This window comes from Calothrix sp. 336/3 (genome assembly GCF_000734895.2).
In the GTDB taxonomy this organism is placed as follows: Bacteria; Cyanobacteriota; Cyanobacteriia; order Cyanobacteriales; family Nostocaceae; genus 336-3.
In genome coordinates this window covers 43,418-69,537 of the sequence record NZ_CP011382.1, presented here as the reverse complement: position 1 = coordinate 69,537, position 26,120 = coordinate 43,418, and the positions used below count along the sequence as shown (strand labels likewise).

Below are 26,120 nucleotides of genomic sequence, written 5' to 3'. Positions count from 1 at the left end.
CAATCTGACATTAGGTATTGACTTTCAAACGAAAAGTAGTAAGGCAATATCCAAAATCATTGTCTCTTGTTTCAATCTACTATCTATTTTTCAACAATGAATACTCAAAATAGTTCTATATATCAAGTAGGAGGTAGTCTACCCGCAGACGCAAAAACCTACGTTTATCGTCAAGCAGATACAGAACTTTATCAAGCTCTGAAAGCTGGGGAATTTTGTTATGTTTTAAATTCCCGACAAATGGGTAAATCGAGCTTGCGAGTGCGGACAATGGAAAGATTACAGCAAGAGGGAATTGCCTGCGTTTCAATTGATATTACCGCGATTGGTACACAAGAAATTACACCTCAACAATGGTATGGGGGGTTAATTCGCAGTTTAATTAATAGCTTGAGTTTATCTGAAGAATTTAACTTACGCAATTGGTTAAAAGAACGAGAATATCTTTCACCCGTTCAATGTTTTACAGAATTTATCGAACAAGTATTGCTTGTGCAAGTGTCGAGTCAGATAGTCATTTTTATCGATGAAATTGATAGCTTACTTAATGTTACTTTTAAAGATGATTTTTTTGCAGCTATTCGAGCTTGTTGGAATAAAAGGGCAGAAAATCAAAAATATCAACGCTTAAGTTTTGCATTACTAGGAGTTGCGACACCATCTGACTTAATTCAAGAAAAGCATCGCACACCTTTTAATATTGGTAAAGCCATCGAATTAACAGGTTTTCAACTAGAAGAAGCAGAACCCCTCGCACAAGGATTAGCAGCAATTGGTAATCCCCAAGCTTTGATAGAATTGGTGTTGGAATGGACGGGGGGACAACCATTTTTGACCCAGAAGGTTTGTAAATTGGTTTTAGCTGAGGGTAAAGTTGTTTCTCCTAGAGAAGAAGCAGTACATCTGGAAACCATCGTTAGGGAAAAAATAATCAAAAATTGGGAATCTCAGGACGAACCAGAACATTTACGAACAATCCGCGATCGCATAATGCACAGTGGTGAGAAACGAACTGGTATTTTGTTGGGTTTATGTCAGCAAATAGTTTCCCAAGGTGCGATCGATGCGGATGATAGTTTGGAACAAATGGAACTACGGTTAACAGGATTGGTGGTAAAGCGGGATGGTAAGTTAAAAATTTATAACCGTATTTATCTGGAAGTTTTCAAGGAAGAATGGTGTAGCCGAATTTTAGCTTCTCTGCGTCCCTATAATGAATCTTTTCAAGCTTGGGTTGCTTCTAATTATCAGGATGATTCGCGTTTACTGCGGGGGAAGGCTTTAGAAGATACTTTGGCTTGGGCAGCAGGTAAAAGTTTGAGTGATATTGATTATAAATTTATTGCAGCTAGTCAGGAAGTTGATAAACGCGAAGCGATAGAACTTCAAAGACAAGCCAACTTAATATTACAGCAGGCAAATAAGAAAGCTAGTTCTCGAATTCGATTTGGTTCAGTTTTTTTAATTATTTCTCTACTGGGAGCAATAACTGGTGTAACTCTTGCTTACCAAGCTGAGGAACTCAGAAAAGAAACGGTTGCAGTTACAGTTAAAAACTTAGAGAGACAAAGCAAAAACGCTTTAAAAACGTTTGAGTTCCAGCAACTAGAAGCTGTATTTTCTGCGATGATTACAGCACAAGAATTAAAAGAACTAGTCAAAGGCGATCGCTATCCAACTCAAGTTCCAATTTCCAATTTGCAGACAATTCTCGATAATATTCAGCTGCAAAATGAACTTGAAGGGCATCGAAAAAGTATTCGTGATGCAAGTTTTAGCCTTGACGGACGGCTTATCGTTACCGTATCTGATGACAAAACAGCCCGATTATGGGATTTATCTGGCAAACAGATAGCTATTCTCAAAGGACATAGAAAAGGAGTTAATAGTGCCAAGTTTAGCCCTAACGGTCTGTACATTGTCACTGCATCAGATGATAATACCGCCCAATTATGGAACTTATCTGGTCAACAGCTAGCAATTCTCGCTGGACATACTAAAACTGTTATTCGTGCCAATTTTAGTCCTAATGGACAGCACATCATTACCGCCTCTTGGGATGGTACTGCACGCCTATGGGATTTGTCGGGTCAAACATTAGCTGTTTTAAAGGGGCATCAAGACCGTGTGACCAGAGCCGAATATAGTTCTGATGGAAAACATATTGTTACCGCATCTTGGGATGGTACTGCCCGTATATGGGATTTGTCAGGTAAGCCTTTAGCTGTTCTCAAAGGGCATAAAGAAGAAATTACTGGTTTAAGACTTAATGAAAAACACATCATCACTACATCTAGGGATAGCACTGCTCGTATATGGGATTTATCAGGGAAACTGCTAAAAGTGCTAAAACATGATGAGAGTTATGTCAACGACGCAAATTTCAGTCCAAATGGACAGTACATCGTTACCGCATCTGGTTCTGGCAATGATACTGCTAGTGTTTGGGAATTGCCTGGTAAGCGGGTAGCTATTCTTAGGGGACATAACGCTTCTGTTTTTCGTACCAGCTTTAGTCCTGATGGTCAACACATCGTTACTGCATCTTGGGATGGTACTGCACGTCTGTGGAATTTATCGGGTCAAACATTAGTCGTTCTTCGAGGACATAGAGATCGTGTTAATAGTGCGACTTTTAGTCCTGACGGAAAGTATGTAATTACTACTTCAGACGATAAAACTGCCCGTATTTGGAATTTTTCTGGCAGACAACTAGCAAAGCTTGAAGAGCGTAAGGATAAGATAATCAGTGCAGATGATTTGAGAGTTCAAGAGAAAATTATCGATACTCATAGTCAAAAAAACACGAAATTTCAGAATTCTCAAAAATTAGATGAGCTTTTAGCGCAAGGTTGTTTATGGTTAAAAGACTACCTTAACAATCATCCCGAAGCACAAAAAGAGCTTTATATCTGTAAATATGAGTCATAAACTACGTTTTTCTGACTTAAAATTAGTTGTCACACTACAACAAATTCAGTATATATGCTTGTATCTAGACGAATTTTTCTGCAAAAAGCTTCGATTATAACTTCGGTTAGTGCTATTGGCACAGTGTTCCCATCATTATTAGCAAGAGCACAAACTTTACCTAAACATCTTAAAGATGCTTTAGAAATGCTCTCAGGCTTACGCCCGGAAAATAATAACTACCAACACAGACCTACTATTTTTATTTGGAAGGGTGTAGGTGAAGCTTGTGAATATGTATCTAAGACCGATTGCAGTGGATTTATAAATAAACTTCTATCCCACAGTTATAGCCGTGTTGTTAAGGAAGATTTTTTTAAAGAATGGATGGGTAAAGAACGACCTCTGGCAAAAGATTATCATCAGATTATTTTTAAACAGGAAAAATTCACATTAATTACAGATATTAAAAAAGTTATGCCTGGGGATATTATTGCAATCAGGTATAAAAAAGATGAAGATAAGAGTGGTAATACAGGTCATCTTCTTCTAGTGGCAGGAGTTCCAGAAGCTCCTAGTGAGATACAGAATTTAAAACCAAATGAACAAGATATGGTACATTGGAAAGTCAGCGTGATTGATCAGAGCAATTCAGGGCATGGCAAGAAAGATTCTCGATACAAAAATAATGGTTTTTCTGCCTGTATCTCCGAGGATAAAAGATATTGTGCTTTCTATAGTGGATTGGGAAAAGGATTTTTTAGAATATCTACGAACAAAAAAGGAGAGATTGTTGGTTATAGTTGGAGCTTGTGTGAAGAATCAGAATTTTATCCAGTCGAAATAAATGATTATAATTTGGAAAAAGATGAAATAGAAAAAAATAAAAGGCATTTGGTTATAGGACGTTTGCAAACACAGTTTTTTACTTAACTCAATCAGGTTTATCTAATTGAATATTATTCTGATTGAGATTATTAATAATTAGAATTACACACTATTACTTTTTTGACTATAGTGTGTAATTTTTCAATTATCACTACTCCTTCGCAGGTGTAGGTGCTAACAACCCAGCCAAACCACCCAACGCGCCGGAACCCAAAGCAGTGAGAATATCAGGAATTTCCTCACCCTTAGCTTGTAGATAAACCGCACCACCAACGGAAGAAACCAAAGTTAAAGCCAAAGCACCAACAACAATTCGATAAATCCATCTGTCTGATTGCAAAGGTGTTTGCATATTGCTGTCCTCTTTTTCTGTGATTTCTGTGGAAATTTCAGAGGCAAATTCTTGTAAAGAAGAAACTGTATTTGGTTGTTGAATCTCTAATGTTTCTGGGTCGATACTGATGATAATATTGCGTTTCATAATTCCAGCCACCTCATATTATTGGTTAGTGGACAAGGAATTAAACATATCGATATTAATTTCTGTCGTTTGTTTAATTTCCTTATGTTCTTATTTAAACAGGGTGATTAGTGAGATCAGAACTGTGACATTGCTGAGTAAGTATAAGTTCTAACTGGTTTGTATGAAATTTAATAGTTTAATTAAATTAACTAAATCAAAAATACAATCTAGATTTATATTGATTAATTGGTAATTTAAAAGATAGAGAATAAAATTATTTCATCTCTGGGAATTTGAGCAAAAAAAAGCGGGCAATATACCCGCACTACTACAGTATTAATTAATGAGTGTTGAGTAATGATAACTACGCAACAAAGGAATCCTTAACAAATGCTAGTAATTGTTCAAAGGAACCAGCGAAGCGATTTCTATCAACATCTCCCCTTACACCTGCAACGCTACCAGTTTCCGTATATTGCCAGAACAACCAACCGTTTTCACCCCAATTATTTGCAGGTACTAATGGTTGCGGTTTTGTTGTATAGTGGGCAATCCACAAGGGATATTTGGTAAACACTTGTGTATCACCCATGTAGGTTTTCCAGAAACCAGAACTTGTATAAATTAAAGTTTTGCGTCCAGTTTCCTGCTCCACAACATCCAACCATTGCTGTACCCGTTGAATGCGTTCATCTAAATCAATTTGTTGCCATTGTTTTTCGACTTCTTCTGGATAATGTTCCAAATCTAAAACGGGTGGTAAATCGCCTAATTCTAATTTTCCTACTACTTTCAGAAAATTCTGTGCTTGTTCATTTGCATCCCGTAAAGGACGGAAGAAATGATATGCACCACGAATTAATCCCGCAGCTTTCATTTGTTTCCAGTTGTCGCTAAAACATGGATCAATATAGGTTATACCTTCGGTAGCTTTAGCAAATGCAAAAGAAACATCGCTATTTTTCACACTTTGCCAATTAATGAGGTTACCATTGTGGTTGGAAACATCTATGCCGATTTCGTTGCTTTTGTCTCCCACAAGTAAAATTTCAATCGCATCGCTGCTGAGTTTTTGATTACTAGCATTAAAACCATTGGCAGTAATGCGGCGTTTTCCAGGACGATTGAAGGGATAGTTAAGAGTCCAGTTACCTTCAAAAACAGATACTTCTCCTAGTTTATAGTTAGCGTCTGCGATTAATTCAACTTTCACGATTTCATTGGCAGCAGAACCTTGAAAGCTGATAATGTTACCAAGTTTCAAGTTAGCAAGATTTGTGGGTGCAGTGAATTTAATAGACATAATTTCTCCTGGTTAAAAAGTAAATGAATGCGAGTTAAATTGTCTTCATCAAAATCTATTACCTAGACTTTGAGGAGCTTTGATGAGATATTTATGTATGCTTTTGAGGCTGGAGCCTCAAGTTATGCGTTCCTTGTCTCTGGCAAGGAACGAGGTAGTATTTGAAAAATCTGCTTCTCAAAAAGTTGGAAATGAGTTAATTAAAGTTGAGAAGCAAAACTGAATTGATTACCTTTTTTCAGGGAAATGTGCCCAGGTTTTTTCAGAACCGCTATAGCTTTTTGAGCTTACAAGTTTGTAGGAATAGTGGAGATTTTCACCTGTTAAATCAGTACGATATCCACTGTGGAAAAACTCACCATAGGGGTCATTAACCCAAAAACCTGTTTCGTCATATCCCCGTAGCACAATAATGTGTCCCGAACGGGTAAATTGACCAGAAATAATCACTGGCTTTTTATTAGCTAAATGTACTTTGACTTCTTCCCAAGTTGCTTCAGTTTTGAAGACATTAAATACCCCATATTCTATAAATAGTTTCCGCAGATGTTCATGGACGTATTTATCCCATCCTTTACTTTCCACAAACTGAAATAGTTCATCTTCTAATTGGCGATCGCGGTTCTTGGGACGAATACCGAAGTAATAGAGACACATTGCGACACAAGTCACATTACAAGTTTTTGTCGGCTGAAATTGGTTATTAAGTTGGCTGAAATAAGGAACGGGTAAATTAACCTTTGCGGGGAGTTTATCACCGAGTTTATATTCGCCAATGATTTTCAATCCATCATCGTCAATTAATTCAATATGATTGATATCAGCTACCCATGTATTTCTGCCAGTGAGAAATCCTGTTTTGAGAGTAAACTTGAGATGGTCGCCCATTTCTAAGTAAGCAATTACTTCAAATTCAGTTTTCGCAGCAATATCAATTTTTTCGTTTTCAGCCAGTTCTGAAATAGCTAAGACAGATTGTTTGAAAATAGTGTTAGAAGTAGTAATCAGTTTCATAGGATTGCTTTTCCAATAGATAATATGTTTGTTAGCGAAGTCAAAGCTAGATATAGAAAAAATTAGTTTTTTGTTTTGAGCTTTGTTTCTTGCTTAATTACATTCAATCGCAGTGATTACTGAGTACAGATATGGGATATTAATGAATATTCATGACTTATGGCTGAGTAATAGCTGAGTTTGACTCAAAGAGATATATAAACAAAAAAAGAGAAGATAATAATTACCTTCTCCTAGCTGATTTTTGCAATTTATTTTATTTCAGTTATTAGATAGTGAAGAAATCAATAAACTTGTCTATTCACTAATTCAATATCGATGGTTTTACTTAGATGACTTTCTCGCTGAAATTTCTTTTCTGCCTTCTGCGGCGATCGCCTCTAGAGTATCGCACATTGTTTCTAAGTCATCAGCGTTACCATCGGCTAAATCAAGAGCGATGAGCATAAGTTCGCGGCTGAGTTTACGTGATATTTTCATGGTTGTAATCCTTGATGTTTGTAAATGTGGTTCGCAAGTATTGCGTCAAATGCTTCTTCTTGCTTAATTACATTCAATCGCAGTGATTACTGAGTACGAATATGGGATATCTCTGGGGATGAGTGACTTATGACTGAGTAATTAGCAGTTTTCACTATATTGAAGAGAAAAGACTGTTTTCAAGCTCTTAGCTCGCTCCTGAGACACTTGCTGGTGCATCCGATTTTCTCACCAATATGAATATTTTCGTTAATTTGCATAGGAACTGATGCGGATTGGGGTTTGACATCTGCTTGGTGTATCTTTTCCCCATACCGTGAAATACTCGCCACTCTGGATTGACAATGGCACACTATAATCTGAAATGTAGTTTTGTAAAAGTCTCTAGACAATTTCCCTATGGTTTCCCAGCTTCGTGTTCATAGCATGGCAACCGCACCTACTGTCACGCCAGGAAAATCCGCTCAAACTGTCCAAAAACCCTACCCTAACTATAAGGTTATCGTATTAAATGATGATGTTAATACCTTTCAACACGTACATGATTGTCTGGTAAAGTACATTCCGGGGATGAGTAGCGATCGCGCTTGGGATTTGACTAACCAAATCCACTTTGAAGGACAAGCTATTGTCTGGACAGGTCCCCAGGAACCCGCAGAACTTTATCATCAACAGCTGCGTCGAGCGGGTTTAACCATGGCTCCCCTAGAAGCAGCGTAACAATTATGACCAAACCCAAATCAGACACTCGTAAAGCAACTCCCCCGAAAGATGGCAGACTAGTTTGGAACCACTCCACTCACATTTCTGGTCTCATTCCCATCCTCGAACGTCTCTGCAAATTCGATGGTATTCAAACCATCACCCCCGGAGTCATTGGTAGTGTGAAAGGACACTGCCCAAAAATGCAATTAAGGGTGTCTGTCCCCATTTTGGGGGGTTTTAAGGTCATTGCTCGTCAGGGGAAAACTGTGCAAGAAGTATTTATTTTAACAATTCTCGAAAAAACAGAGCTAGAAGAAAGAATTGCGATCGCGATGAAAAAATAGCCTGAACATGAGTAATATCCTCGACTAAAAAAGTCGGGGATCTGAAAATCTATCAAAGTTTAAGTGAATCTAATCTTCAATCTGACGCATCGCAAATTTATGGAGAGGGAGGCTTAAAATACAAGAAAATGTCAGAAAATATGATAAAGCCGTGGTAATTTTTAAAGTCATAATAATTCCTTCCCAACCGGGTAAAATTACCTTCTGGATGGCGAAAGCTATACAATATACTAGCCAATAAGAAAAGCTCATTTTCACCAAAACCCTTTCTGTAACTTCCATCTCGTCATCTTCTGGCTTGCAAGTCAGCAACAGTAGCAAACCTAAAACACAAGCAACAGAAGACATCGCAACTACAGATTCATGACAAAAAAAATTGAGCGAATTCATGTGAATTTATCCCAATATCTTTTCAAATATTTTTCTATTGCCCATCAGTCTAAAGGATATCGCTGTCAGGAATCAGCAAATAGTTACAAACTGAAATAGATAGCGAGATAAACTGTCAAGAAATGTTGCTATTTGTCAAGTGTTTCATAACAATAAGGGTCTAGGGTATGGAAAACCCCATACTTAAAAGCAGGGGTTGACAGCACAGTAGTGTATTTCTCTGGACATATCTCAAAGAGATTTTGCTGATTAGCGAGCAGTATAGCCGCCATCAATGACTAATTCTGTCCCTGTGACAAATTTCGACTCATCGGAAGCTAGGTATAAAATTCCATAGGCAACATCCTCAGGTTCACCCATATGTCCCAAGGGATGGAGACTATCAAGATACTTTCTTCCCTGTTGGGGTAAACCTTGCTTTTTGAATGCATCCTCAATCATGGGTGTCCAAATAAAGCCGGGATGTACAGAATTAACACGGATATTATTAGCTGCATATAACACAGCATCAGTCTTACTCATTAAACGTACAGCACCCTTAGAAGCGTGATAGGGGGGAACACTGGGAGAACCGACTAAACCATAAACAGCAGATATATTAATGATGCTGCCACCTCCACCGCTCAACATCAAAGGAATGACGTGTTTCGTACAGAGAAAAACCCCATTCACGTTGATTGCCATGACAGCATTCCATTCTTCTTGGGTAATTTTATGAGTCGGTTTGTTGACTCCAGATATCCCCGCATTATTAACTAGAACATCGACCCTACCCCATTTTTTTGCTACCTCTCCTACTACCTGTTGTACTTGAGGCTCTTGGGAAACATCTAAATGCCAGTATACTGCTTCTCCATTTTGCTCTTGAATCTCTTCTACCAAAGCTTTGCCTTCATCATGGCGAATATCTGTTACTGCGACTTTTGCGCCTTCTTTCGCCAATAGCAGACTTGTGGCTCGACCAATACCGAGGGCAGCACCTGTAACAATAACTACTTTGTCTTTGACTCGATCCATGCCTACCTCTTACACAGTAGATATCTCCTTGTGTTGATGGTAGTATGACTGGATTTTTGACTCTGTTCATTACTGATCTCTTATGGAGATTTTTTACGAAATCTTGCCAAATTATATCCAGCGAACTTCTCTGAAGTAATTTAGCAGACATGATATCAGTTCAACTTTATCCAAAATGAAAATCATTCAGAAGCATTCCATAAAAAAGATAGGAAATTTTTCACAACCCCCAGGGATTCTGATATTTCCTACCGTAAATTTTGCGATAAAATCGGAGACAGAGCATTATTTTGTTAGACAAGAAACTAATCATTAAATGCTCATATTCATCTAATTAGATAGCGGTTCCCTAACTAGTTAGTTGTACTTAGAATGCTCCGACACGAGCTAGAAGTACATAAATAGTTTTGAAAATGAGAAACAAGTCATAGAAAGGATGCCAGTTTTTCTGATATCTTAGGTCTAAATCAACTATTTGCTCGAAGTCCTTCACTTGGGAACGTCCATTTACCTGCCATTCTCCCGTTAATCCAGGTTTAACGTTTAAACGTTGCCAGTGACGCTGATTATAGTGAATTACTTCGTCCGCTGTCGGTGGACGTGTTCCGACTAAACTCATTTCTCCTTTGAGAACATTCCAAAATTGAGGGAGTTCATCGATACTCGTTTTTCTGAGAAATTTACCGACTTTGGTAACACGAAAATCATTTTTATTTTTGAAAATTAATCCTTTGGCTTCATTCTCAACTAAAGATTTGAGTTGTTCCGCATCGGAAACCATGGAGCGGAACTTGCGGATATAAAAGGGTTTTCCTTGAAGTCCATAACGTTCTTGGACGAAGAAAATGGGTCCGGGACTAGTTATTTTGATGGCGATCGCTACTGGCAAAAATAGTATCGCTAAGATTAACAGTCCGATTAAACTACCTAAAATATCCAATAAACGCTTTAATTGAGATTTAACAGAAGGGTGAGGAATATATTGATTGACCCAAGTTTCAGGAGTTGCACCTTCAACAACGGTTGTAAACTGTATTTGGTACATTGGCAAGCCGAATGTTGATTAAAAAAAAGTATTTTTACGTAGCTGTATATAGAATATAGACTTAGCTTTATCTAGCAGAATCATGCTTAACCGTATTTTCACTGAATCTTCATTCTCTGAAAGATAATGATGATATTTTAATAAAAATGGCATAAAGCTGAGTAACTATATCTTATGACAGATGAAAAATCGCGATGAATGTGAAGTTTACTATTAATTGTGTTAGTATAACCCATCACATCATTCTTAATAGCTAGAGATTTCACAGTCATCTCTGAAAACAACTGAGTTAATGAAAATATCGATTTTAACTAGTCTTTTGGTTATAGTCATCAAGTAGATTTATGGATTTTTGCTTCTGTATATCAGATAAAGATGCTACTGATTGCAGAATTGCAGGAGTTATCTGTATAGAAAAACAACTGTTTCCCTTACCCGGATTTCATCTTTGGGATTTTCGATAGCTAACAACAGGTTGAAATTGTGGAAACCACTAACTCGATTTTCCTTGCGGTTAAGGAAGTAAGTTGACTATTTCAAGTTTGATTACCTTGACTTGACAGTATCTAGACAATTTTTCTGAGAATTAAGAATTTTCCAGGGAAAATACTTAAGCGTGGAATCGGGAAGACTGCTATAACTGTGCTGTTAGTTCAGTATTTCTCCACTGCCAGTTCTGTAAAAAAATGTATTATCTTTATCCGAGACAAGCTACAATCTCACAGGTGGAGCGTTTGCAGCGTCATACCGCCGTAACTTAAATTACTTGTGAACAGAGTATTTTTATTCAGTAATTTTACTAATGATGATTTATTGAGGAGTAAAAGACATGGTTGTAGCGGGAGTTGAAATTAAAGTTAGCCGTTTAGAATCTATTGTGGAACAAATAGGTGAGGCAGTACTTTCGACAACTGAAACCATTGAAAGATTAGCAGATAGGGTGGATACTATCAGTCTGCAAGTGGAACAACAGGGACAGCAAGTACAACAGCAAGGATATCAAATATTAGCGCTGTGTGATGCGGTGCAAACCTTAGCAGAAACTCAAGACGACTCCCTGCAAAAGTTGACGCAACTCACCCATACTTTAGATAGATTGATGACTTTGTTGGAAAGTGGGGATGATTAGGTGGGGGAAGGGGTAAGGAGGAAAGGTATAAAATATCTAGTTTCTTTCTTCTTACCCTTTGAACCATAATCTTTACCAGGGATTACCAATCATGGTGAATGCTGCCCAATAATAGGGATGGGAGAGTTTCCCGGATTTCATCTTTGTTAACTCTCCAGTGAGGGGAATACCCTTGACAGAAGTAACTAATTGTCCATTCTCTACACGGACATTCCCTTTCAACATGGCAATTTGAGCATCTTGGAGGGCGATCGCCTTAATTGGTGCAGTCTTTAAATGTCGATAAAACTCTGTCATTAACCCTAAAGTACCCGCATCACTGACTTCCCACAAACTCGCAACGGCAGTTTTTACCCCAGCTTTTGCCGCAATTCCTCCAAAACCGAGTTCTGCTTCTTCACTTCCTAAAGCAGTTTCACAAGCACTTAATACTAATAATTCAACTGCGGGATTATTCAAATCCATATCATCAAATTGGGTTAGTTTTAAGGGACTATTCCACAATTGTAAATAGGATTTTTCTGCACCCCCTGCTTGGAATTTGCCGTGGGTTGCTAAGTGAACAATTCCAAAGGGTTGAAATTTTCGTAGAGATTTAAAGTTATTCAGGGTGAAGGGTTGATTTAGGAAAAATTTACCTTGCCAAATATCCTGAGCAACAATAGACAATTCTAAAGGAACCGCAGGCAAATCAACTAACTCACTCTCTGTTAATTTTTCCCCTGGTTTGAGGTGCTTAAATGTCGATGCACCCATCGCTAAGACTTGGGTATTGCGAATATCAACATAGCGAGTATCTGTTAAACTCAAGCTGGGTGTAAATCCCACACTATAATTTTCGACGAGAAATTGTTTACCATCGTGGAGCGCAGCAAAGGGAAGGGAGCGTAAACCTGCATCGGTGATAAATAGGAGATTATTAATTTTACGTGCTTTTAAATCAGTGGCGATCGCCCCTATCATCCAATCATATAATTGTTGGGAAGCTTCGAGATAATCGGTATTATCCCCATCTCTGGCAACTAATTCTCCATCTTGAATATTTTCTCGAAATTCATTGGCTATTTGTTTGACTTCTCCCCGTCTTGCATTGGGGATACTCTTACGAATGGGATCACCCTTCCCAGTCACCACAACAATATCTAATTGATCAGAATCTAACTCTGCATCAACTATTTTCTCGTCTTTCCCAGAAGGAACAAAACTCACATAGATAATTGCAGGTTTAACCCCCGTTGATTTTTCAATTTTCTGGAGAATTTCCTGGGTTTCTTGAATGGTAATAGTTCCCCGTTGTTTTAAACCTAAATACTCACCATAATCCTTTGTAAATTCCTTATCAGTATCACAAAAACTCACACAAACTGTTGGCTTTTTGTCACCATTAGGATTCTTGGGATTATCTGGATTATCTGGATTGGGATATTTTTTTCCTGGAGGAATGGGATCGGTAACATCTTTTGGAGTGATATTCACATTCACCTGTTGCGGTGTCGAGTTAGATACCCCATCACTTGCACTCACCACAAAAGCAGCTAAATTTCCCGCGACACCATCCGGTGGAGTATACTCCAATTCATCAGTAATATTAATCACCGTTCCTGGGGTGACAATCACACCATTTTTCCGCAATATCCCAGCTTTGACTTCCACAATCACTACCTGGGTATTATCCAAATTGATATCACTCACCACTGGATTTAAATCTGCATATGTAATTTTGAGCGATGACTGATTGGGGGGAATATTCAATGAGTTTGTGACATTTAAATTGGGGGGAGTATTGACTGAAGTTATGGTGATTCCTGTCGGGGTTCCCACCGCATTCCCTCCATTAGGTAAAACAGGAAAAATCGCACCTGGTGCAATGACAAAACCATCACCTGCATTAATTGCTCCCAAGGTTCCATTCAAGGTTGCATTCCCCACAATAAACGGAACGTTATTTGCACCCCCATTGTGAGTAATTCGTACTCTTCCCGATTGCTGATTTCCCCTTGTCAAAATTGTCGTATTTGCCGGAACATTGGGTAAACCACTTTCAGTACCAGGTAAAGGAATGGTATTCGTACCTTTGATGATTCCATTGGGTACACCCTTAGCAATTAAAGTGACATTACCACCCCTACCAACGGGTATTCCTATCTGTGATTGAAAGAAAGATAAACCAAATCCTTGAGCATTAATACTACCAAAGTTTATTTCCCCACCTTCGAGGAAAACATCACCACCCACAGCAGTAGCATTGGTAGATTGTGCAGAATTTAAAGACGCAGAAGTGTCGATTCTACCAATTTTAATACTACCATTATTAGCCGTAACTTCTACTTTGCCACCAATCGCATTATTAAAACTCCTCGCAGTTGCGGAAATATTTTCTAATTCAACGTTACCTTGACTACTGATAACTTTAATATTACCTGCACGAGCAGTTGAACCTTCTTCTATATTCACTGTTCCTGTAGTAATATTTCCAGCCTTAATATTACCACGAGCAGTTAATTCCACGGGTCCGCCATTATTACCAATAAGTAAACCTTCTGTACTACCTTCTAAGTCAGTACGAATATTACCTACGGTGATACTTCCCTGGGGAGAAGGAGTACCAGAAAGGGTAAAACCAGGAGATGTTTGAGGAGAAGTCACCGAAGATAAACCAGCGCGTAAAATTAACGCCCTACTACCTGTTAAAATCGGTGCATCGGGGTCAGAACCGGGAATTGTGGTATCTACACTAGTAATGGTAATATTTCCCCCGGTGATATTGCCCACGGCTTCAATTTTTAACGATGCTCCTGTATAATTACCAAAATTAACATCACCTGATGAACGAATAATTGGGTCATATAAACTGACAAAATTACCCGGTTTACCTGCGAGATTTAAAATAGAAAAATTTCCGCTCGTAAAGTGAGCATCTCCAGAAATTATCCCATTACTAATTAACTTGAGATTTTCCACTGCTTGGAAAGGTGTTTGGGGGTGATTGAGTGCTAAGATATCAATACCTTGGTTGCCCTGAATCGTTAAATTAGCACCAGATTTTACTAGCAACGGCTTAACTTTACTATCTCTCAAAGTGACAGTATTTCTTGCTCTCAGGGTTAAATTTCCTGTAGTAATAATTTGACTTTCGACTCCCGTCAAATTTCGATTTGCTGATACAGTCGCAGTTTTTGTAGTCACGTTACCCACGACAACATCACCATTTTGCACAGTAATTCCCGAACCGGAAAGTTTTACACTACCATCTGGATTGACAGTTAATTTATTGGCATTACCGTTACCCCCAGAGGTTAATAATTGGGGTAGGGATAAAATTGGTAAAGTCCAATTCTGTGCAGAAGTTGTAATTGCTGTCAGGGGTTGAATTTCTAAACTTAATAGACTTCCCGGTTGACTGATACGGACTAATTTTTCTCCGGGAACAGTGCTGAGAATAACTTGTCCGTTTGGTGCAGTAATGGAACCATTATTGACGACTGTACCACCAAGGAGAGTAAAGTTTTGTCCCGATTTCACTGCTAAGTTACCCAGGTTGATTACCGCTCCCGGTTGCTGCATCGCAAAGCTAAACGCCGAGGGATTACCACTTAACTTTGTGTAATCATTAACTCCTAATGCACTGAACCACTGAGAACCAAACCCAATTCCGTTGGCAGTTGTGGCAGTAAAAGCCCCAGGAACATTTAAACTAGCGTTATTTCCAAAGATAATTCCGGCAGGATTCATCAAGTATAAATTAGAGTTTCCCCCCGTAACTTGAATTAACCCGTTAATTACCGATGGATCGCCACCGACTACCCGCCCTAGGATATTTTGAATATTAGGATTAGAAAGAAAATTGGCGATTTGTTGAGGATTTAAACCAAATTTTTCAAAACTGTGAAATAGATTGGCTCCATTTGAGGAAAATTGTCCCCCCGTAATATCAATGCGGTTGCCGTTGGGTGTAACAATGGTGTTGGTAGCATCCTTAGCTGGGGTGATGGGGGTTTGTGCAAGGGTGTAGCTTCCTGGGAAAATGAGGGGAAATATTCCCAGAATAATTGTGCCGCAATATTGCAGAGATATTTGAGACAAGGATTTTGGCTTGTGGTTGCTTGTAATTGTGATTTCCATGACGCTGTATTAATTTTGAATTTTGAATTTTGTTAGCGTAGCTCCTCTGTTAGCATTCGCGTAGCGTGTCGCTCTGCGACTCAGCTCTCCCAAAGGGAGCAAGAGGTATTGTGAATTCCGCGTAGTGGTACTAGTTGGTAGATTCCCAGAAGCTAGCGAGCTGTTCTCAATCTCAAATCTCACATTCTATTAAGTAAGTCAGCCAGAAAAACCAAACTTGTCACGAAAAGTAAAATCCCTGTATCTCGGCTTGGAATGGCGCTTATCTGCGATAACTCTACAGCGTCAACCAATGATAATTATTTCAACCGACTGACGATTACCATATTGGGGTGGTAGATGAAAATTATACCTTGCTATTGTTTGAAGAGAGTATTTAGATATTAAACTTCTTAAGAAACCCAACTTCTTTAACTTTGCCACTTGGCGATCGCTTTAGCGGAGCGTAGCTCTATCGCTCTCGATTAAATCTGCTTTTTCTTTTTCAAAATAAAATTTTATAGTCCCAGGATTTTCATAGACAGAAGTAAAAGTGAATATGCAACAAGGAACACCAGCACCAGACATCGAAATTGATATAGCCTTGGTAACTAACTTATTACAAACCCAACACCCAGATTTAGCCCACTTACCAATTTATCGAGTTGATACTGGTTGGGATAATGTCATATTCCGTTTGGGTGAAGATTTCGCAATTCGTCTTCCCTGTCGAGAAATGGCTGCCAAACTCATTGAACATGAGCAAATATGGCTTCCTCAAATCGCTCCCCGTTTATCCATTCCCGTTCCTAATCCCTACCGTATTGGCAAACCAAACAATAATTATCCCTGGTCTTGGAGTATTGTACCGTGGTTAGTTGGAACTCCCAGCGATCGCTGCCAACCCCACCCAGAAGAAGCCGTCAAATTTGCTACCTTTCTACGTCATCTTCACCAAGCAGCACCAGAAGCAGCACCCAAAAATCCCTTTCGTGGTGTACCCCTACAGCAGCGAGAAGCCATGCTATCAGAGCGTATGCAGCGATTAATAACAAACACAAATTTCATCACACTCGAAATTCAAGATATTTGGCATCAAGCTCTAGATGCACCCATTGATACAGAATCCACATGGATACACGGAGATTTACACCCCGCTAATATACTGGTGGAAAAGGGAGCGATCGCGGGGATTATTGATTGGGGTGACATCACATCTGGAGGCATTGCCACTGATTTAGCAACAATTTGGATGGTATTTGCAGAGCGAGATGCTCGCGATCGCATAATTGCAGAATATGGGAATATTTCGGAAGCGACTTTAAAACGAGCCAAAGGATGGGCGATATTTTTTGGTGTGGTTTTATTGGATACAGGGTTAATAGACAATCCCCGTTATGCAAAGGTGGGGGAAATGACATTAAATCGCCTTTTGGTAGATAGGAAATAGGAATAATTCATAAGAACTTGTACTCAAACAGCTTTAAATTGAGAAATAGCTTCTAATTCCCCCTCTTCTTCTTGAATAACGTGATATATTTCCCAATTTTGCTGGAGATTTAACCAAAAACTCGAACTATTTCCAAAAAACTTAGACAATCGCAGTGCGGTACTCGGTGTAATACCCCGCTTTTGATTTATCAACTCATTGACTCGCTGGTAGGGAACGTGAATTGCATCAGCTAGTTGTCGTTGGGTTATTCCCATTGGTTCCAAGAAATCTTTTAACAGAATTTCACCTGGATGGGATGGGGATCGATACTTGGGGATTTTCATTGATTTTTTCTCAATCATGGTAATCAACTATTTCAACTTCCGATGCACCTTCGAGTATCCATGTAAAACAAATTCGATATTGCTCATTAATCCGAATACTATGCTGTCCCTTGCGATCGCCTTTTAGCGATTCTAATCGATTTCCCGGTGGGACTTTGATGTCATCTAAAGATGATGCAGCGTTGATTTGGTCTAATTTTCTACGGGCAACTTCCCACAAATTTATCGGACATTGCTTGCGAGCTTCCTTGGAGTCATTTCCATCAAAAATGTCTTCTGTCCCTTGGTCTTTAAATGATACTATCATCAATTTAGCATAATGACACGGTTATCATGCTACCAGGAAACATACATATTTATTTCCCTCAAACTTTCAAGACTTTACGAAAGACAATCTTGTCATCACCCGCTTGATAAAAATCTCGAATTCGTGCTTCCTCTTCAAAACCGTTTTTGCGATAAAAATCCCGAACGTAGTCAAAACCCTCCAAACCCGAAGTTTCCACCAGTAGTATTCGTTCCCCCTGTTCTATCAACATTTTTTCGATGTGTGCTAAAAGCGCTGCACCTCTTCCCTGTCTCTGATATTTGGGATGGATCGCAATTAGATATAGATTCCATGTCCCTTCTGTCATTCGTTCCGGTGCAAAATATGCGATCGCCACCAAATCGTTATCATCATCGGTAAGCCAAATCCCAGAACTATCACTTGCGTCATCGAAGTGAGCAGCCAGTATTTGAGCCAGTTCCTCAATATTCTCTGGTTGAAATAAACCAGTCGCTTCCGCTAAAGCCAGTAATGCGGTAGTGTCATCGGGTGCGATTGCTCGAATCATCACTAACTCCCCCTGCAATCAAAATTACCATCTCTTTATTAACCATAACCAGCAAAAAAAATGGGAGAGTACAACTACTCCCCCACCTAATGTTTTAATTTAACGAAAATCTGTGATAGCGCCAGCCCTTGTTGAACAGAGAATTACTTACCAAACCAGTGAAATTTAGGAGTTTTGACTTCAGCCAATGTCGGTGCTGTGAAGACTTGAGAATATAAGCTAGAAGGTTGTTGTTTAGCAACTACAGGTAGGAATTGACGTGCATGGGTTGCAACTTCTGTAGTTTTCACATCGTAGGCTTGAGTTGCGATTTTAGGATACAAACCGATACCGATGATAGGAACAATCAAACAAGCGGTGATAAACAATTCGCGGGGTTTGACATCAGGTACAAATGCATCCAAGTGCAAATCGGAACTTTGTTTACCGTAGAAAACTTGGCGCAACATAGAGAGCAGATAGATAGGAGTTAGAATCACACCTACCGCAGACAGGAAGACAACTACAACCTTGAAACTAGAACTGTAAACATCGCTGGTAGCAATACCCAGGAACACCATCAACTCACCCACAAAACCACTCATTCCCGGTAATGCTAGGGAAGCCATCGCACCAGTGGTGAACAAAGCGAAGGTACGGGGCATAACTTTACCCATACCACCCATTTGTTCCATCATCAAGGTGTGGGTACGTTCGTAGGCAACACCAGAGAGGAAGAACAGAGCCGCAGCAATTAAACCATGGGATACCATTTGCAGTACCGCACCGCTCATCCCAATATCTGTATAGGAAGCAATACCTACCAGTACGAAGCCCATGTGAGCGATGGAAGAGTACGCTAGGCGACGTTTCAAGTTAGTTTGGGCAAAGGCGCAACAAGCACCGTAGATAATGTTAACAACACCTAAGATTGCCAGAATAGGAGCAAAGTAAACATGGGCATTGGGTAGCATTTCCATGTTGAAGCGAATCAATGCATAACCACCCATTTTCAACAATACACCAGCCAGAACCATGGAACCAGGGGCAGAAGCCTCACCATGAGCATCGGGCAACCAAGTGTGAAGGGGGAAAATTGGCATTTTCACGCCGTAAGCAATTAAGAAGCCAGCGTAGGCAAGGAATTCTAAGGTTCTAGGGTAGTGTTTCATTCCCAATTCCGCCATATCGAAGGTGACTGTATCACCGGAGAATGCCATGGCGAAACCAGCAACAAGAATAAAGATAGAAGCGGCAGCAGTATAGATGATAAATTTAGTGGCGGCGTAGCGACGGTTAGCACCACCCCAGATGGAAATTAACAGGTATACGGGAACCAGTTCAATTTCCCACATTAAGAAGAACAATAGTAGGTCTTGAGCCACGAACACCCCTAATTGGGCGCTGTACATGACTAACATTAAGGCATAAAACAAACGCGGCTTGTTGGTAACTTTCCAAGCCGCGAATATTGCTAGGGTGTTGATTAAGCCAGTCAGTAAGATGAGAGGCATGGATAAACCATCTACTGCTACTAACCAATTCAAGCCTAATTGGGGAACCCAAGCATATTTTTCTACGAGTTGAAAGGCAGAATTTTGGAAGTCGTAATTTTGCCAGAAGGTGTAAATCATGAGGGCGAAATCCGCGATCGCCACTCCTAATCCATACCACCGAACTGTTTTACCCTCTTTATCTGGAATGAAAGGGATGGCTAGAGATGCCATCGCCGGTAAGAGAATTATGGCTGTTAACCAAGGAAATTCAAAGGCGCTCATCACTGACAATCGTTTTACGTTTTTAACTTTAATTACATTGTATGAAGCCGCTTGTAGTTTTGTAAACGTTATTTATTCCTATTTTTAGGCTTTTCCTAGGATAAATTAAGAATAAATACTCACTGAGTACAGGGCAAATCCATTCTATTTGTAACGGATTGCAACGTCAAACAAAAATATTAGCTCCAGACAATGTTACATACAGTAACGTGAACCAGATTTCCGGAATATTTTACGTAGGCACTTTTTCTAGTAGTCTGTCCAATTTGAATTGGAGGACGAGGGGGACGAGGGGGGCATATCCCTCAAATTAACCTTGGCAGTGTACTAGAGTCATTAACTTTCACACAATTCGATTGACAATCGTCCACACATCCCCATCAGAGCGGATATAGGGTACGGAGATAGTTTTGAAGCCTGTGATGAAGGGCTTGTAGTAGACTTGCCAATATAAAGGACTGAGTTCGTCAGCACAAGCTTTGAGGGCACGAATTTCGATAGCCAGTTGGGCAGCAATTTCGTTAATACGATCTGCGTGAATTTGTGCTTGCTGTCTGGCTTCTTCTAGCTGTTGCTCTTGGTAGGCGCGTCTAGCTTGGGGAATAAGGCGTTGTAGTTGTAATTGTTTTTTGGTAAGTTGATTTTCCAGAGCTGCGATCGCGTCATCAATTCCTTTCAGTTCGGCAAATAATTCTGGATTTTCCCGTGCCAGACGACGATACGCTACCACAAGGATGGGAGGGGGCGCGTCATCAGTAGGTAACATAATGTCCTTGCCTAAATCTGTACGCTCTTGGAGTAAAGTGGCGATTTCTGCTTCTAAGGCGGTGATTTCTACCTGGAGTTGCTCTATCACGTTGAGTTATTTGTACTGGGTTGATTGCAACTTACCAGATGAGATGGGATGTTTGAAAGCCCTAAAAGTTTTCACTCAAAGAATTTGATGAAATTATTCAAAACAGGAGAATCCTCATTTTTACGCCATAGGAGGGTGATGTGACGTTTTAACTGAAGTCCTTGGATTGGTCGATGGACAACACCTTGGCGGTTCAGAATTTGTGTATGTGCTGGCATTACGGATAATCCCAGTCCAGTCGCTACCAAACTAAGTAAGGTGATTAATCCACCCGAACGAATACTCAAATCTAGCCTAGGTTCAAATCCGCTTTGACGGCAAGCATTAATTACCTGGCGATAAAAAGGTAAGACATCCAGGTCAGGCAGGATAAGAGATTCGCCTTTCAGGTCAGTTAAGGGGACGATCGCTCGTGCGGTTAAGGGGTGATTTTCGGGCAGAACGAGTACAAATTCCTCCTCTAACAATGGCAGACAATTAAAGGTCATCCCATCCTGATAGATGGCTGGGGATCGATGAAAAACTACATCAATTTGATGATTCTGTAATAGTTCTAACTCCTGGACTACAGTCACTTCACGAAATTCTAATCGCACATCAGGAAACTGCTGATGAAACTGAGCCACCAATCCAGGTAGATGGCTATTTGCAAAGGAGTTGTGAATCCCCAGGGTGAGCTTACCTAAATATCCCCGATCAACTTGTTGGGTTGTCCGAGTTGCCTGATCTAATTGCAACAGGATAGCGCGAGCTTCTTGCAGAAAGATTTGACCCGCGATCGTCAATTGGATCGGATGAGTAGAGCGATTGAATAATTGCACATTTAGTTCTGTCTCTAATGCCTTAATTTGTTGACTGAGTGGCGGTTGGGCGATACCCAAGGCTTCCGAGGCGCGACTGAAACTTAGTGATTCGGCTACAGCAGTAAAGTAACGAAGATGTCGAAGCTCCATGGACAATTATATTTTATAAGTATAGAAACATACATGTAATATTATTGACATATATTTGGGAGATTTCTAAGATCAGAGCAATTTGACGTTGCATAAGTACGGGATGAATTAGCCTTGGAAACCGTTGAAAAATCGTTGAAAAATTAGTGAAATCATCCCCTTATTCAGCAATACCAACAATTTAGGTTGATCAAGTTATGGCTTTAAGTAACGAATCGGATGAAAATCTTTCTAGGCGGGCTATCCAGTCAAAAGAAGATGCGATGGAGGCATGGCAAAAGTGGTTGAGCTGGGGAGAGAACGATAAAGTCGGGGCTGCATTAATTGATAAAATTGCTAGCTTTGGTCTAGGGGATCCAGAAATTATTGAATTTTTGGAGGGACGAACAACCAGTGGCATTCCCATGATTCGTTTAGCAGCTTCTGATGCCCTCACTCGTTTAGCTGCACAAGGTGATGTCCTGGCGATTGCCGCCAGCCAACGATGCCAGAAACATCACAGACTGTAACTACTTCCGACACACTTCTAATATCGGTTCAATAGCAGTAGTGAGAGAGTTATGCGTTTAGCCAATCTAAATTATGACCTTTGGCAATTGCTCCAGCCAGAAGAGTTTACCGCAGATGCAGTGGTGGGATCAGTGGCAACGAAAAATCAGCGATCGCCCGCCGCTATTCCCTATGTAACAGGTGAAAAAATTCTCAAGCGTGGTGAAAGTGCATTACTGATGTTCCGAATTCAGCCCACACCAGAAGAGATGAGACCGGGGATGATGGGTAGGATACAACGGATGTGGGTAGCGATCGCGGAACGCTGTGGTGATCATTATATTGGTATTCTCAATTCCCATCCGGCTGGCAACTATACCAATCGCGACTTTTACCTTTCCCCTGGTGCAGAAATTCCGTTTTTACCCCACCATATTATTGATATTGATCGTCCGCCCTGGGGATTTGATATTGAGACAGTTTTACAGACTGATACCAGGCGACTTTGGTGTCGTGATGCCGAAGCGCAACCATCAATGGGCGATCCGATTTTGAGTAACCTATTACAGTTAGCTGATAAAACTGCGATTCGACGCTTAACGGACAGTACTTGTCGGTCAGCATTTGGAATTGGACACACGACAGGACAGACGTGGACTGATATGTTTATCACAACGGGTATCGATTTCCTGAGTGATAGCGAGGCACTGATGGAAGCTGTCCAACCTTTGCGGGAACGAGTCAGTCAGGGAACATTACAAGCATCAGCAGTTTGTACCTACCGTCACATCCAACGAACTTCTGGTTTAGTCGCAAATGCAATTATGATTCTCCTGGAAAATACCTGTGGTTATTCAGTCTATTGGTTTAGAACCTATCGTCAAACCAGCGATGGTTACGAGTTTGACGATTTGACTGCCCAGTTTGGTACAGCAATGGTTTTTGGAGATAACTAAAGGAAAACATAGCTGAGATTCAACTAATTTTATGACTCAAGAAATTGACTATACCCATATCTGCCAAGAGTTCAAAACTGAAGTGGTAGATTCCTGGCAAGAATATACGTTACTCAGGCTGCCTATTCATAACGATCCCAGTCATGCAGCCAGCATTATTGATGGCTTAGAAGCAACCTATGTACTCAAAATCATCTGTCCCAGTAGCGGAACAATTCGCCTAGTGCGAGTACCCCCCAATTTGTCCTCTGCAACAGAAGCGGCTACCTGGATAAATCAGGGAATCTCTCCGAAGTCTCCTATTGTTGAACCAATCAGAAAAATCCAACGCCAATACCGACCTGAAGTCACAGCGTTGCCAGATGATTGTTGCCACGATGTCCACTGCATTTTTGATGAGGATGAGGACTAATTAAGTCATCAGTCAATGACAACAATTCTGCAATAAAACAGCATAATGGAGACCCAATTAATGAATTATTCTGACAGTATACTACTTGAAATTAGTGGGAAAAGTGCTGCTCGCTAAAGATATTCTGCTAAAAGAATGGTTTCTTCCAGTGATTTTGTGGTCAAGCATTAAAATCTCATTTTTATAGAAAGTCTCACAAACATAAAATCTAGTCACAGCTATCAATTCAGGCTGCGATTAGGTTTTATTTATGATTATGTTCTGTAAAATATACAGAAGAGCCAAAAAATGATATGAGAAAATTTCGTAATTTCTACCTAGCTTTCCTCCTAGCAACCCTGGGAGGTTCAATTTTTCTGAATTTTATTCTCTACGAGCAAGCTAAAAAATACTATTTTGAACTCAATGAGACACGTTTAGACCCCGTAGGATTGAACTATTATCCCGCCAATTCCCAGAAATTTACTACTAAACAAAAACTACGGGTGATTTTTTTCGGTGACTCCAGAGCAGAAAGTTGGAAATCACCAAATATCGATAAATATGAATTTCTGAACCGAGGAATTTCCTCTCAGACATCAATCCAAAGCCTCCAGAGATTTTCATCTCATATGGGTTCCTTAAAACCAGATATTGTCGTGATTCAGGTGGGGATTAATGATTTAAAAACTATTGCTTTATTCCCCGATCGCAGAAATGAAATTGTCAGAAATTGTCAAGCAAGTATCAAGGAAATAGTCGAAGCATCAAAAAAACTAGGGGCGATCGCCATTGTCACTACTATTTTCCCCCCAGGAGAGGTACCATTGAAACGCCAACCTTTCTGGTCTGATGAGATAGGAAAGGCTGTTAAGGAAACAAATGCCTATATCGCCACCTTAGCTGACGAAAAGACTATCATCTTCGATACTTCCCCCATTCTGGTTAACAGTCAAGGGCTAATATTGCAGAATTACCAACTAGATGAACTGCATTTAAAGGAACAGGGATATGTGGCTCTCAACCAAGAATTAGTTAGGTTAATTGAAACGATCGAGCGGAAAAAAGTCAAGAGTTAGCTATTGTATATTATCCATCACCTAATCATACTTCCTACCCCGCCATTGTTTCGGTGTACGCAATGCAGAGAGAAAGATTCGGAATACGGCTAGGGGATCTGCAAGGGGGGAAAGCCAAAATAACCAACTTCCTTGGGCTTGGGTGAGATCATAGGAAGGAGCGATCGCCAGTAATAGGGCAAAACGGATGACTAATAAAAATAGATTTAATCCGAAAAGTAATTGTAAAGGGATGGAAGTGGCAAATAGAGGAAAGAATAATCCACTCACCACAGTCACTACTAAAGGTAAACCCTGTACAGCAGCCAGCAAACCCACATCACCCCAAGTTTGCCCACCGGAGGAAGCGTCTTTCAAATCTAAACTTCGTCCCCATTCTTTCCATGTCTCTAATGCTCCTTCATACATGCGTACTTTCAACACCTTCGCCCCATCCAAAAAACCGACTTTGTATCCAGAAGCAGCGATATGTCTAGCCAGGGTGACATCATCACAAAAAGAGCTAGCGGCACTTGTATAACCGTTGACGGCTTCTAACACCGATCGCCGACATAAAAAACATTGACCATTTGCCATCACCCTTTGCGCTTGCTTTGTGGTAATGCCCGCCGGGTCGAAACGATATAGTAATGTGATTAATAATGCTGGCTGTAACCAGGACTCACCGGGATATTTGAGAATAAACTTGGGTGATAAGGAAACCATATCATAGCCACCGGCAACGGCAGTTTTGACCAAACCCGCCACTAACCCCGGTGCTGGCTGGGTATCCGCATCCATACCCAAAAACCACTCACTGCCCTGGGATGTCTGCAAAAAGCCGTTATGTAGTGCCCAGGGACGACCAACCCATCCAGGGGGGAGGGGGTCATCAGTAATTACACGGAACCGGGGGTCATGTTTTTCTACAGCTTTAACCATATCTGGTGTGCCATCCTGGGAGTTACTATCAACGACTATAACTTCTCTCACCTCATAACTTTGCAGCTTTAAACCTGCCAGGAGAGGGCTGATACGTTGAGCTTCATTCAAGGTGGGAACGACAATACTCACTGCACTGAGAATGTCTGGTGTGGGTTGTTGGGGTGTGACTGGTGCTTGTCTTCTCGCTCCTTTGAGCAGGCGAGACAGTAAAATAGCTACTGCTGGTACTTGGATGAGCAACAGTAGCAAGGGTAGAGTCGTTGGGATGGTTAACACAGGAGAATGGGGAAGGGTTATTTGTTCATGTAGATGGG

25 protein-coding genes are annotated in these 26,120 nt (G+C 40.2%); 10 read left to right on the top strand and 15 right to left on the bottom strand.

Annotated elements, in window-relative coordinates; all coding sequences use genetic code 11:
- The first annotated feature begins 96 nt into the window (after positions 1-96).
- Entirely contained in the window at positions 97-2,931 is a 2,835-nt protein-coding gene (locus IJ00_RS00315) for an AAA-like domain-containing protein (protein WP_035148943.1), read from the top strand.
- Between the two features lie 54 nt (positions 2,932-2,985).
- Positions 2,986-3,843, top strand: a complete 858-nt coding sequence (locus IJ00_RS00310) for a hypothetical protein (RefSeq protein WP_035148941.1) — start codon at positions 2,986-2,988, stop codon at positions 3,841-3,843.
- A 106-nt stretch (positions 3,844-3,949) separates the two neighbouring features.
- Here the strand turns inward: IJ00_RS00310 and IJ00_RS00305 are convergent, their stop codons facing one another.
- The 4 genes from IJ00_RS00305 to IJ00_RS28630 all read right to left on the bottom strand — a co-directional run bounded on the left by IJ00_RS00305 (position 3,950) and on the right by IJ00_RS28630 (position 7,058).
- The gene (locus tag IJ00_RS00305) at positions 3,950-4,279 is read right to left on the bottom strand and encodes a hypothetical protein (protein WP_035148939.1); all 330 of its coding nucleotides are present in this window, start codon (positions 4,277-4,279) and stop codon (positions 3,950-3,952) included.
- Between the two features lie 346 nt (positions 4,280-4,625).
- Complete coding sequence (locus IJ00_RS00300; protein WP_052754343.1) at positions 4,626-5,564, bottom strand: glycoside hydrolase family 25 protein; 939 nt, start codon at positions 5,562-5,564, stop codon at positions 4,626-4,628.
- A gap of 228 nt (positions 5,565-5,792) precedes the next feature.
- Positions 5,793-6,578 carry a C39 family peptidase gene (locus tag IJ00_RS00295; protein WP_046814680.1) on the bottom strand — a complete coding sequence of 262 codons (786 nt, stop codon included), beginning with the start codon at positions 6,576-6,578 and terminating at the stop codon, positions 5,793-5,795.
- 324 nt (positions 6,579-6,902) lie between these two features.
- Positions 6,903-7,058: a hypothetical protein gene (locus IJ00_RS28630; RefSeq protein WP_168163397.1), complete on the bottom strand. Its 156-nt coding sequence runs from the start codon at positions 7,056-7,058 to the stop codon at positions 6,903-6,905.
- A gap of 399 nt (positions 7,059-7,457) precedes the next feature.
- On the opposite strand from IJ00_RS28630, the gene clpS reads away from it, so the two are divergent.
- Complete coding sequence (gene clpS / locus IJ00_RS00290) at positions 7,458-7,778, top strand: ATP-dependent Clp protease adapter ClpS (RefSeq protein WP_035148937.1); 321 nt, start codon at positions 7,458-7,460, stop codon at positions 7,776-7,778.
- Positions 7,779-7,783: 5 nt separating this feature from the next.
- Positions 7,784-8,107 carry a DUF2103 domain-containing protein gene (locus IJ00_RS00285; RefSeq protein ID WP_035148935.1) on the top strand — a complete coding sequence of 108 codons (324 nt, stop codon included), beginning with the start codon at positions 7,784-7,786 and terminating at the stop codon, positions 8,105-8,107.
- Between the two features lie 69 nt (positions 8,108-8,176).
- On the opposite strand, the gene IJ00_RS00280 is transcribed toward IJ00_RS00285, so the two are convergent.
- From IJ00_RS00280 to IJ00_RS00270, 3 genes are all read right to left on the bottom strand, one after another.
- Positions 8,177-8,497 (bottom strand): hypothetical protein, encoded by a 321-nt coding sequence (locus IJ00_RS00280; protein WP_035148933.1) that lies wholly within the window; start codon positions 8,495-8,497, stop codon positions 8,177-8,179.
- A gap of 249 nt (positions 8,498-8,746) precedes the next feature.
- Positions 8,747-9,514, bottom strand: coding sequence for an SDR family NAD(P)-dependent oxidoreductase (locus IJ00_RS00275; RefSeq protein ID WP_035148931.1), 768 nt, complete (start codon positions 9,512-9,514; stop codon positions 8,747-8,749).
- Positions 9,515-9,881: 367 nt separating this feature from the next.
- On the bottom strand, positions 9,882-10,559 hold the full coding sequence (locus IJ00_RS00270) for a sugar transferase (protein ID WP_035148929.1): 678 nt from the start codon (positions 10,557-10,559) through the stop codon (positions 9,882-9,884).
- An 829-nt stretch (positions 10,560-11,388) separates the two neighbouring features.
- On the opposite strand from IJ00_RS00270, the gene IJ00_RS00265 reads away from it, so the two are divergent.
- A complete protein-coding gene (locus tag IJ00_RS00265) occupies positions 11,389-11,688 on the top strand; it encodes a hypothetical protein (RefSeq protein ID WP_035148927.1) in 300 nt (99 codons plus the stop codon).
- A 72-nt stretch (positions 11,689-11,760) separates the two neighbouring features.
- On the opposite strand, the gene IJ00_RS00260 is transcribed toward IJ00_RS00265, so the two are convergent.
- On the bottom strand, positions 11,761-15,810 hold the full coding sequence (locus IJ00_RS00260) for a CHAT domain-containing protein (RefSeq protein ID WP_046814679.1): 4,050 nt from the start codon (positions 15,808-15,810) through the stop codon (positions 11,761-11,763).
- Positions 15,811-16,348: 538 nt separating this feature from the next.
- On the opposite strand from IJ00_RS00260, the gene IJ00_RS00255 reads away from it, so the two are divergent.
- Positions 16,349-17,239, top strand: a complete 891-nt coding sequence (locus IJ00_RS00255) for an aminoglycoside phosphotransferase family protein (RefSeq protein ID WP_046814678.1) — start codon at positions 16,349-16,351, stop codon at positions 17,237-17,239.
- 23 nt (positions 17,240-17,262) lie between these two features.
- On the opposite strand, the gene IJ00_RS00250 is transcribed toward IJ00_RS00255, so the two are convergent.
- From IJ00_RS00250 to IJ00_RS00225, 6 genes are all read right to left on the bottom strand, one after another.
- A complete protein-coding gene (locus IJ00_RS00250; protein WP_035158230.1) occupies positions 17,263-17,565 on the bottom strand; it encodes a HigA family addiction module antitoxin in 303 nt (100 codons plus the stop codon).
- A 10-nt stretch (positions 17,566-17,575) separates the two neighbouring features.
- Entirely contained in the window at positions 17,576-17,872 is a 297-nt protein-coding gene (locus IJ00_RS00245) for a type II toxin-antitoxin system RelE/ParE family toxin (RefSeq protein ID WP_035148926.1), read from the bottom strand.
- Positions 17,873-17,930: 58 nt separating this feature from the next.
- Entirely contained in the window at positions 17,931-18,401 is a 471-nt protein-coding gene (locus IJ00_RS00240; RefSeq protein WP_035148924.1) for a GNAT family N-acetyltransferase, read from the bottom strand.
- A 143-nt stretch (positions 18,402-18,544) separates the two neighbouring features.
- Positions 18,545-20,158, bottom strand: coding sequence for an NAD(P)H-quinone oxidoreductase subunit 4 (locus IJ00_RS00235; protein ID WP_035148922.1), 1,614 nt, complete (start codon positions 20,156-20,158; stop codon positions 18,545-18,547).
- Positions 20,159-20,501: 343 nt separating this feature from the next.
- Positions 20,502-21,011 carry a hypothetical protein gene (locus IJ00_RS00230; RefSeq protein WP_035158229.1) on the bottom strand — a complete coding sequence of 170 codons (510 nt, stop codon included), beginning with the start codon at positions 21,009-21,011 and terminating at the stop codon, positions 20,502-20,504.
- A 74-nt stretch (positions 21,012-21,085) separates the two neighbouring features.
- Entirely contained in the window at positions 21,086-21,967 is an 882-nt protein-coding gene (locus IJ00_RS00225) for a LysR family transcriptional regulator (RefSeq protein ID WP_035148920.1), read from the bottom strand.
- A gap of 197 nt (positions 21,968-22,164) precedes the next feature.
- Between IJ00_RS00225 and IJ00_RS00220 the strand changes: the two genes are divergently transcribed.
- From IJ00_RS00220 to IJ00_RS00205, 4 genes are all read left to right on the top strand, one after another.
- On the top strand, positions 22,165-22,476 hold the full coding sequence (locus tag IJ00_RS00220; protein ID WP_035148918.1) for a hypothetical protein: 312 nt from the start codon (positions 22,165-22,167) through the stop codon (positions 22,474-22,476).
- Between the two features lie 51 nt (positions 22,477-22,527).
- Entirely contained in the window at positions 22,528-23,412 is an 885-nt protein-coding gene (locus tag IJ00_RS26870) for a hypothetical protein (protein WP_052754341.1), read from the top strand.
- A 31-nt stretch (positions 23,413-23,443) separates the two neighbouring features.
- A complete protein-coding gene (locus IJ00_RS00210; protein WP_052754340.1) occupies positions 23,444-23,824 on the top strand; it encodes a hypothetical protein in 381 nt (126 codons plus the stop codon).
- A 293-nt stretch (positions 23,825-24,117) separates the two neighbouring features.
- Positions 24,118-24,882, top strand: coding sequence for an SGNH/GDSL hydrolase family protein (locus tag IJ00_RS00205; protein ID WP_035148916.1), 765 nt, complete (start codon positions 24,118-24,120; stop codon positions 24,880-24,882).
- A gap of 21 nt (positions 24,883-24,903) precedes the next feature.
- On the opposite strand, the gene cruG is transcribed toward IJ00_RS00205, so the two are convergent.
- Complete coding sequence (cruG, locus tag IJ00_RS00200) at positions 24,904-26,082, bottom strand: 2'-O-glycosyltransferase CruG (RefSeq protein WP_035148914.1); 1,179 nt, start codon at positions 26,080-26,082, stop codon at positions 24,904-24,906.
- Positions 26,083-26,120: the final 38 nt, after the last annotated feature.

What these genes read in the sequence shown, in the direction of transcription:
- IJ00_RS00315 (WP_035148943.1), top strand. Translation starts at nt 97, where the DNA reads ATGAATACTCAAAATAGTTCTATATATCAAGTAGGAGGTAGTCTACCC.
- IJ00_RS00310 (WP_035148941.1), top strand. Translation starts at nt 2,986, where the DNA reads ATGCTTGTATCTAGACGAATTTTTCTGCAAAAAGCTTCGATTATAACT.
- IJ00_RS00305 (WP_035148939.1), bottom strand. Translation starts at nt 4,279, where the DNA reads ATGAAACGCAATATTATCATCAGTATCGACCCAGAAACATTAGAGATT.
- IJ00_RS00300 (WP_052754343.1), bottom strand. Translation starts at nt 5,564, where the DNA reads ATGTCTATTAAATTCACTGCACCCACAAATCTTGCTAACTTGAAACTT.
- IJ00_RS00295 (WP_046814680.1), bottom strand. Translation starts at nt 6,578, where the DNA reads ATGAAACTGATTACTACTTCTAACACTATTTTCAAACAATCTGTCTTA.
- IJ00_RS28630 (WP_168163397.1), bottom strand. Translation starts at nt 7,058, where the DNA reads ATGAAAATATCACGTAAACTCAGCCGCGAACTTATGCTCATCGCTCTT.
- clpS (WP_035148937.1), top strand. Translation starts at nt 7,458, where the DNA reads ATGGTTTCCCAGCTTCGTGTTCATAGCATGGCAACCGCACCTACTGTC.
- IJ00_RS00285 (WP_035148935.1), top strand. Translation starts at nt 7,784, where the DNA reads ATGACCAAACCCAAATCAGACACTCGTAAAGCAACTCCCCCGAAAGAT.
- IJ00_RS00280 (WP_035148933.1), bottom strand. Translation starts at nt 8,497, where the DNA reads ATGAATTCGCTCAATTTTTTTTGTCATGAATCTGTAGTTGCGATGTCT.
- IJ00_RS00275 (WP_035148931.1), bottom strand. Translation starts at nt 9,514, where the DNA reads ATGGATCGAGTCAAAGACAAAGTAGTTATTGTTACAGGTGCTGCCCTC.
- IJ00_RS00270 (WP_035148929.1), bottom strand. Translation starts at nt 10,559, where the DNA reads ATGTACCAAATACAGTTTACAACCGTTGTTGAAGGTGCAACTCCTGAA.
- IJ00_RS00265 (WP_035148927.1), top strand. Translation starts at nt 11,389, where the DNA reads ATGGTTGTAGCGGGAGTTGAAATTAAAGTTAGCCGTTTAGAATCTATT.
- IJ00_RS00260 (WP_046814679.1), bottom strand. Translation starts at nt 15,810, where the DNA reads ATGGAAATCACAATTACAAGCAACCACAAGCCAAAATCCTTGTCTCAA.
- IJ00_RS00255 (WP_046814678.1), top strand. Translation starts at nt 16,349, where the DNA reads ATGCAACAAGGAACACCAGCACCAGACATCGAAATTGATATAGCCTTG.
- IJ00_RS00250 (WP_035158230.1), bottom strand. Translation starts at nt 17,565, where the DNA reads ATGAAAATCCCCAAGTATCGATCCCCATCCCATCCAGGTGAAATTCTG.
- IJ00_RS00245 (WP_035148926.1), bottom strand. Translation starts at nt 17,872, where the DNA reads ATGATAGTATCATTTAAAGACCAAGGGACAGAAGACATTTTTGATGGA.
- IJ00_RS00240 (WP_035148924.1), bottom strand. Translation starts at nt 18,401, where the DNA reads ATGATTCGAGCAATCGCACCCGATGACACTACCGCATTACTGGCTTTA.
- IJ00_RS00235 (WP_035148922.1), bottom strand. Translation starts at nt 20,158, where the DNA reads ATGAGCGCCTTTGAATTTCCTTGGTTAACAGCCATAATTCTCTTACCG.
- IJ00_RS00225 (WP_035148920.1), bottom strand. Translation starts at nt 21,967, where the DNA reads ATGGAGCTTCGACATCTTCGTTACTTTACTGCTGTAGCCGAATCACTA.
- IJ00_RS00220 (WP_035148918.1), top strand. Translation starts at nt 22,165, where the DNA reads ATGGCTTTAAGTAACGAATCGGATGAAAATCTTTCTAGGCGGGCTATC.
- IJ00_RS26870 (WP_052754341.1), top strand. Translation starts at nt 22,528, where the DNA reads ATGCGTTTAGCCAATCTAAATTATGACCTTTGGCAATTGCTCCAGCCA.
- IJ00_RS00210 (WP_052754340.1), top strand. Translation starts at nt 23,444, where the DNA reads ATGACTCAAGAAATTGACTATACCCATATCTGCCAAGAGTTCAAAACT.
- IJ00_RS00205 (WP_035148916.1), top strand. Translation starts at nt 24,118, where the DNA reads ATGAGAAAATTTCGTAATTTCTACCTAGCTTTCCTCCTAGCAACCCTG.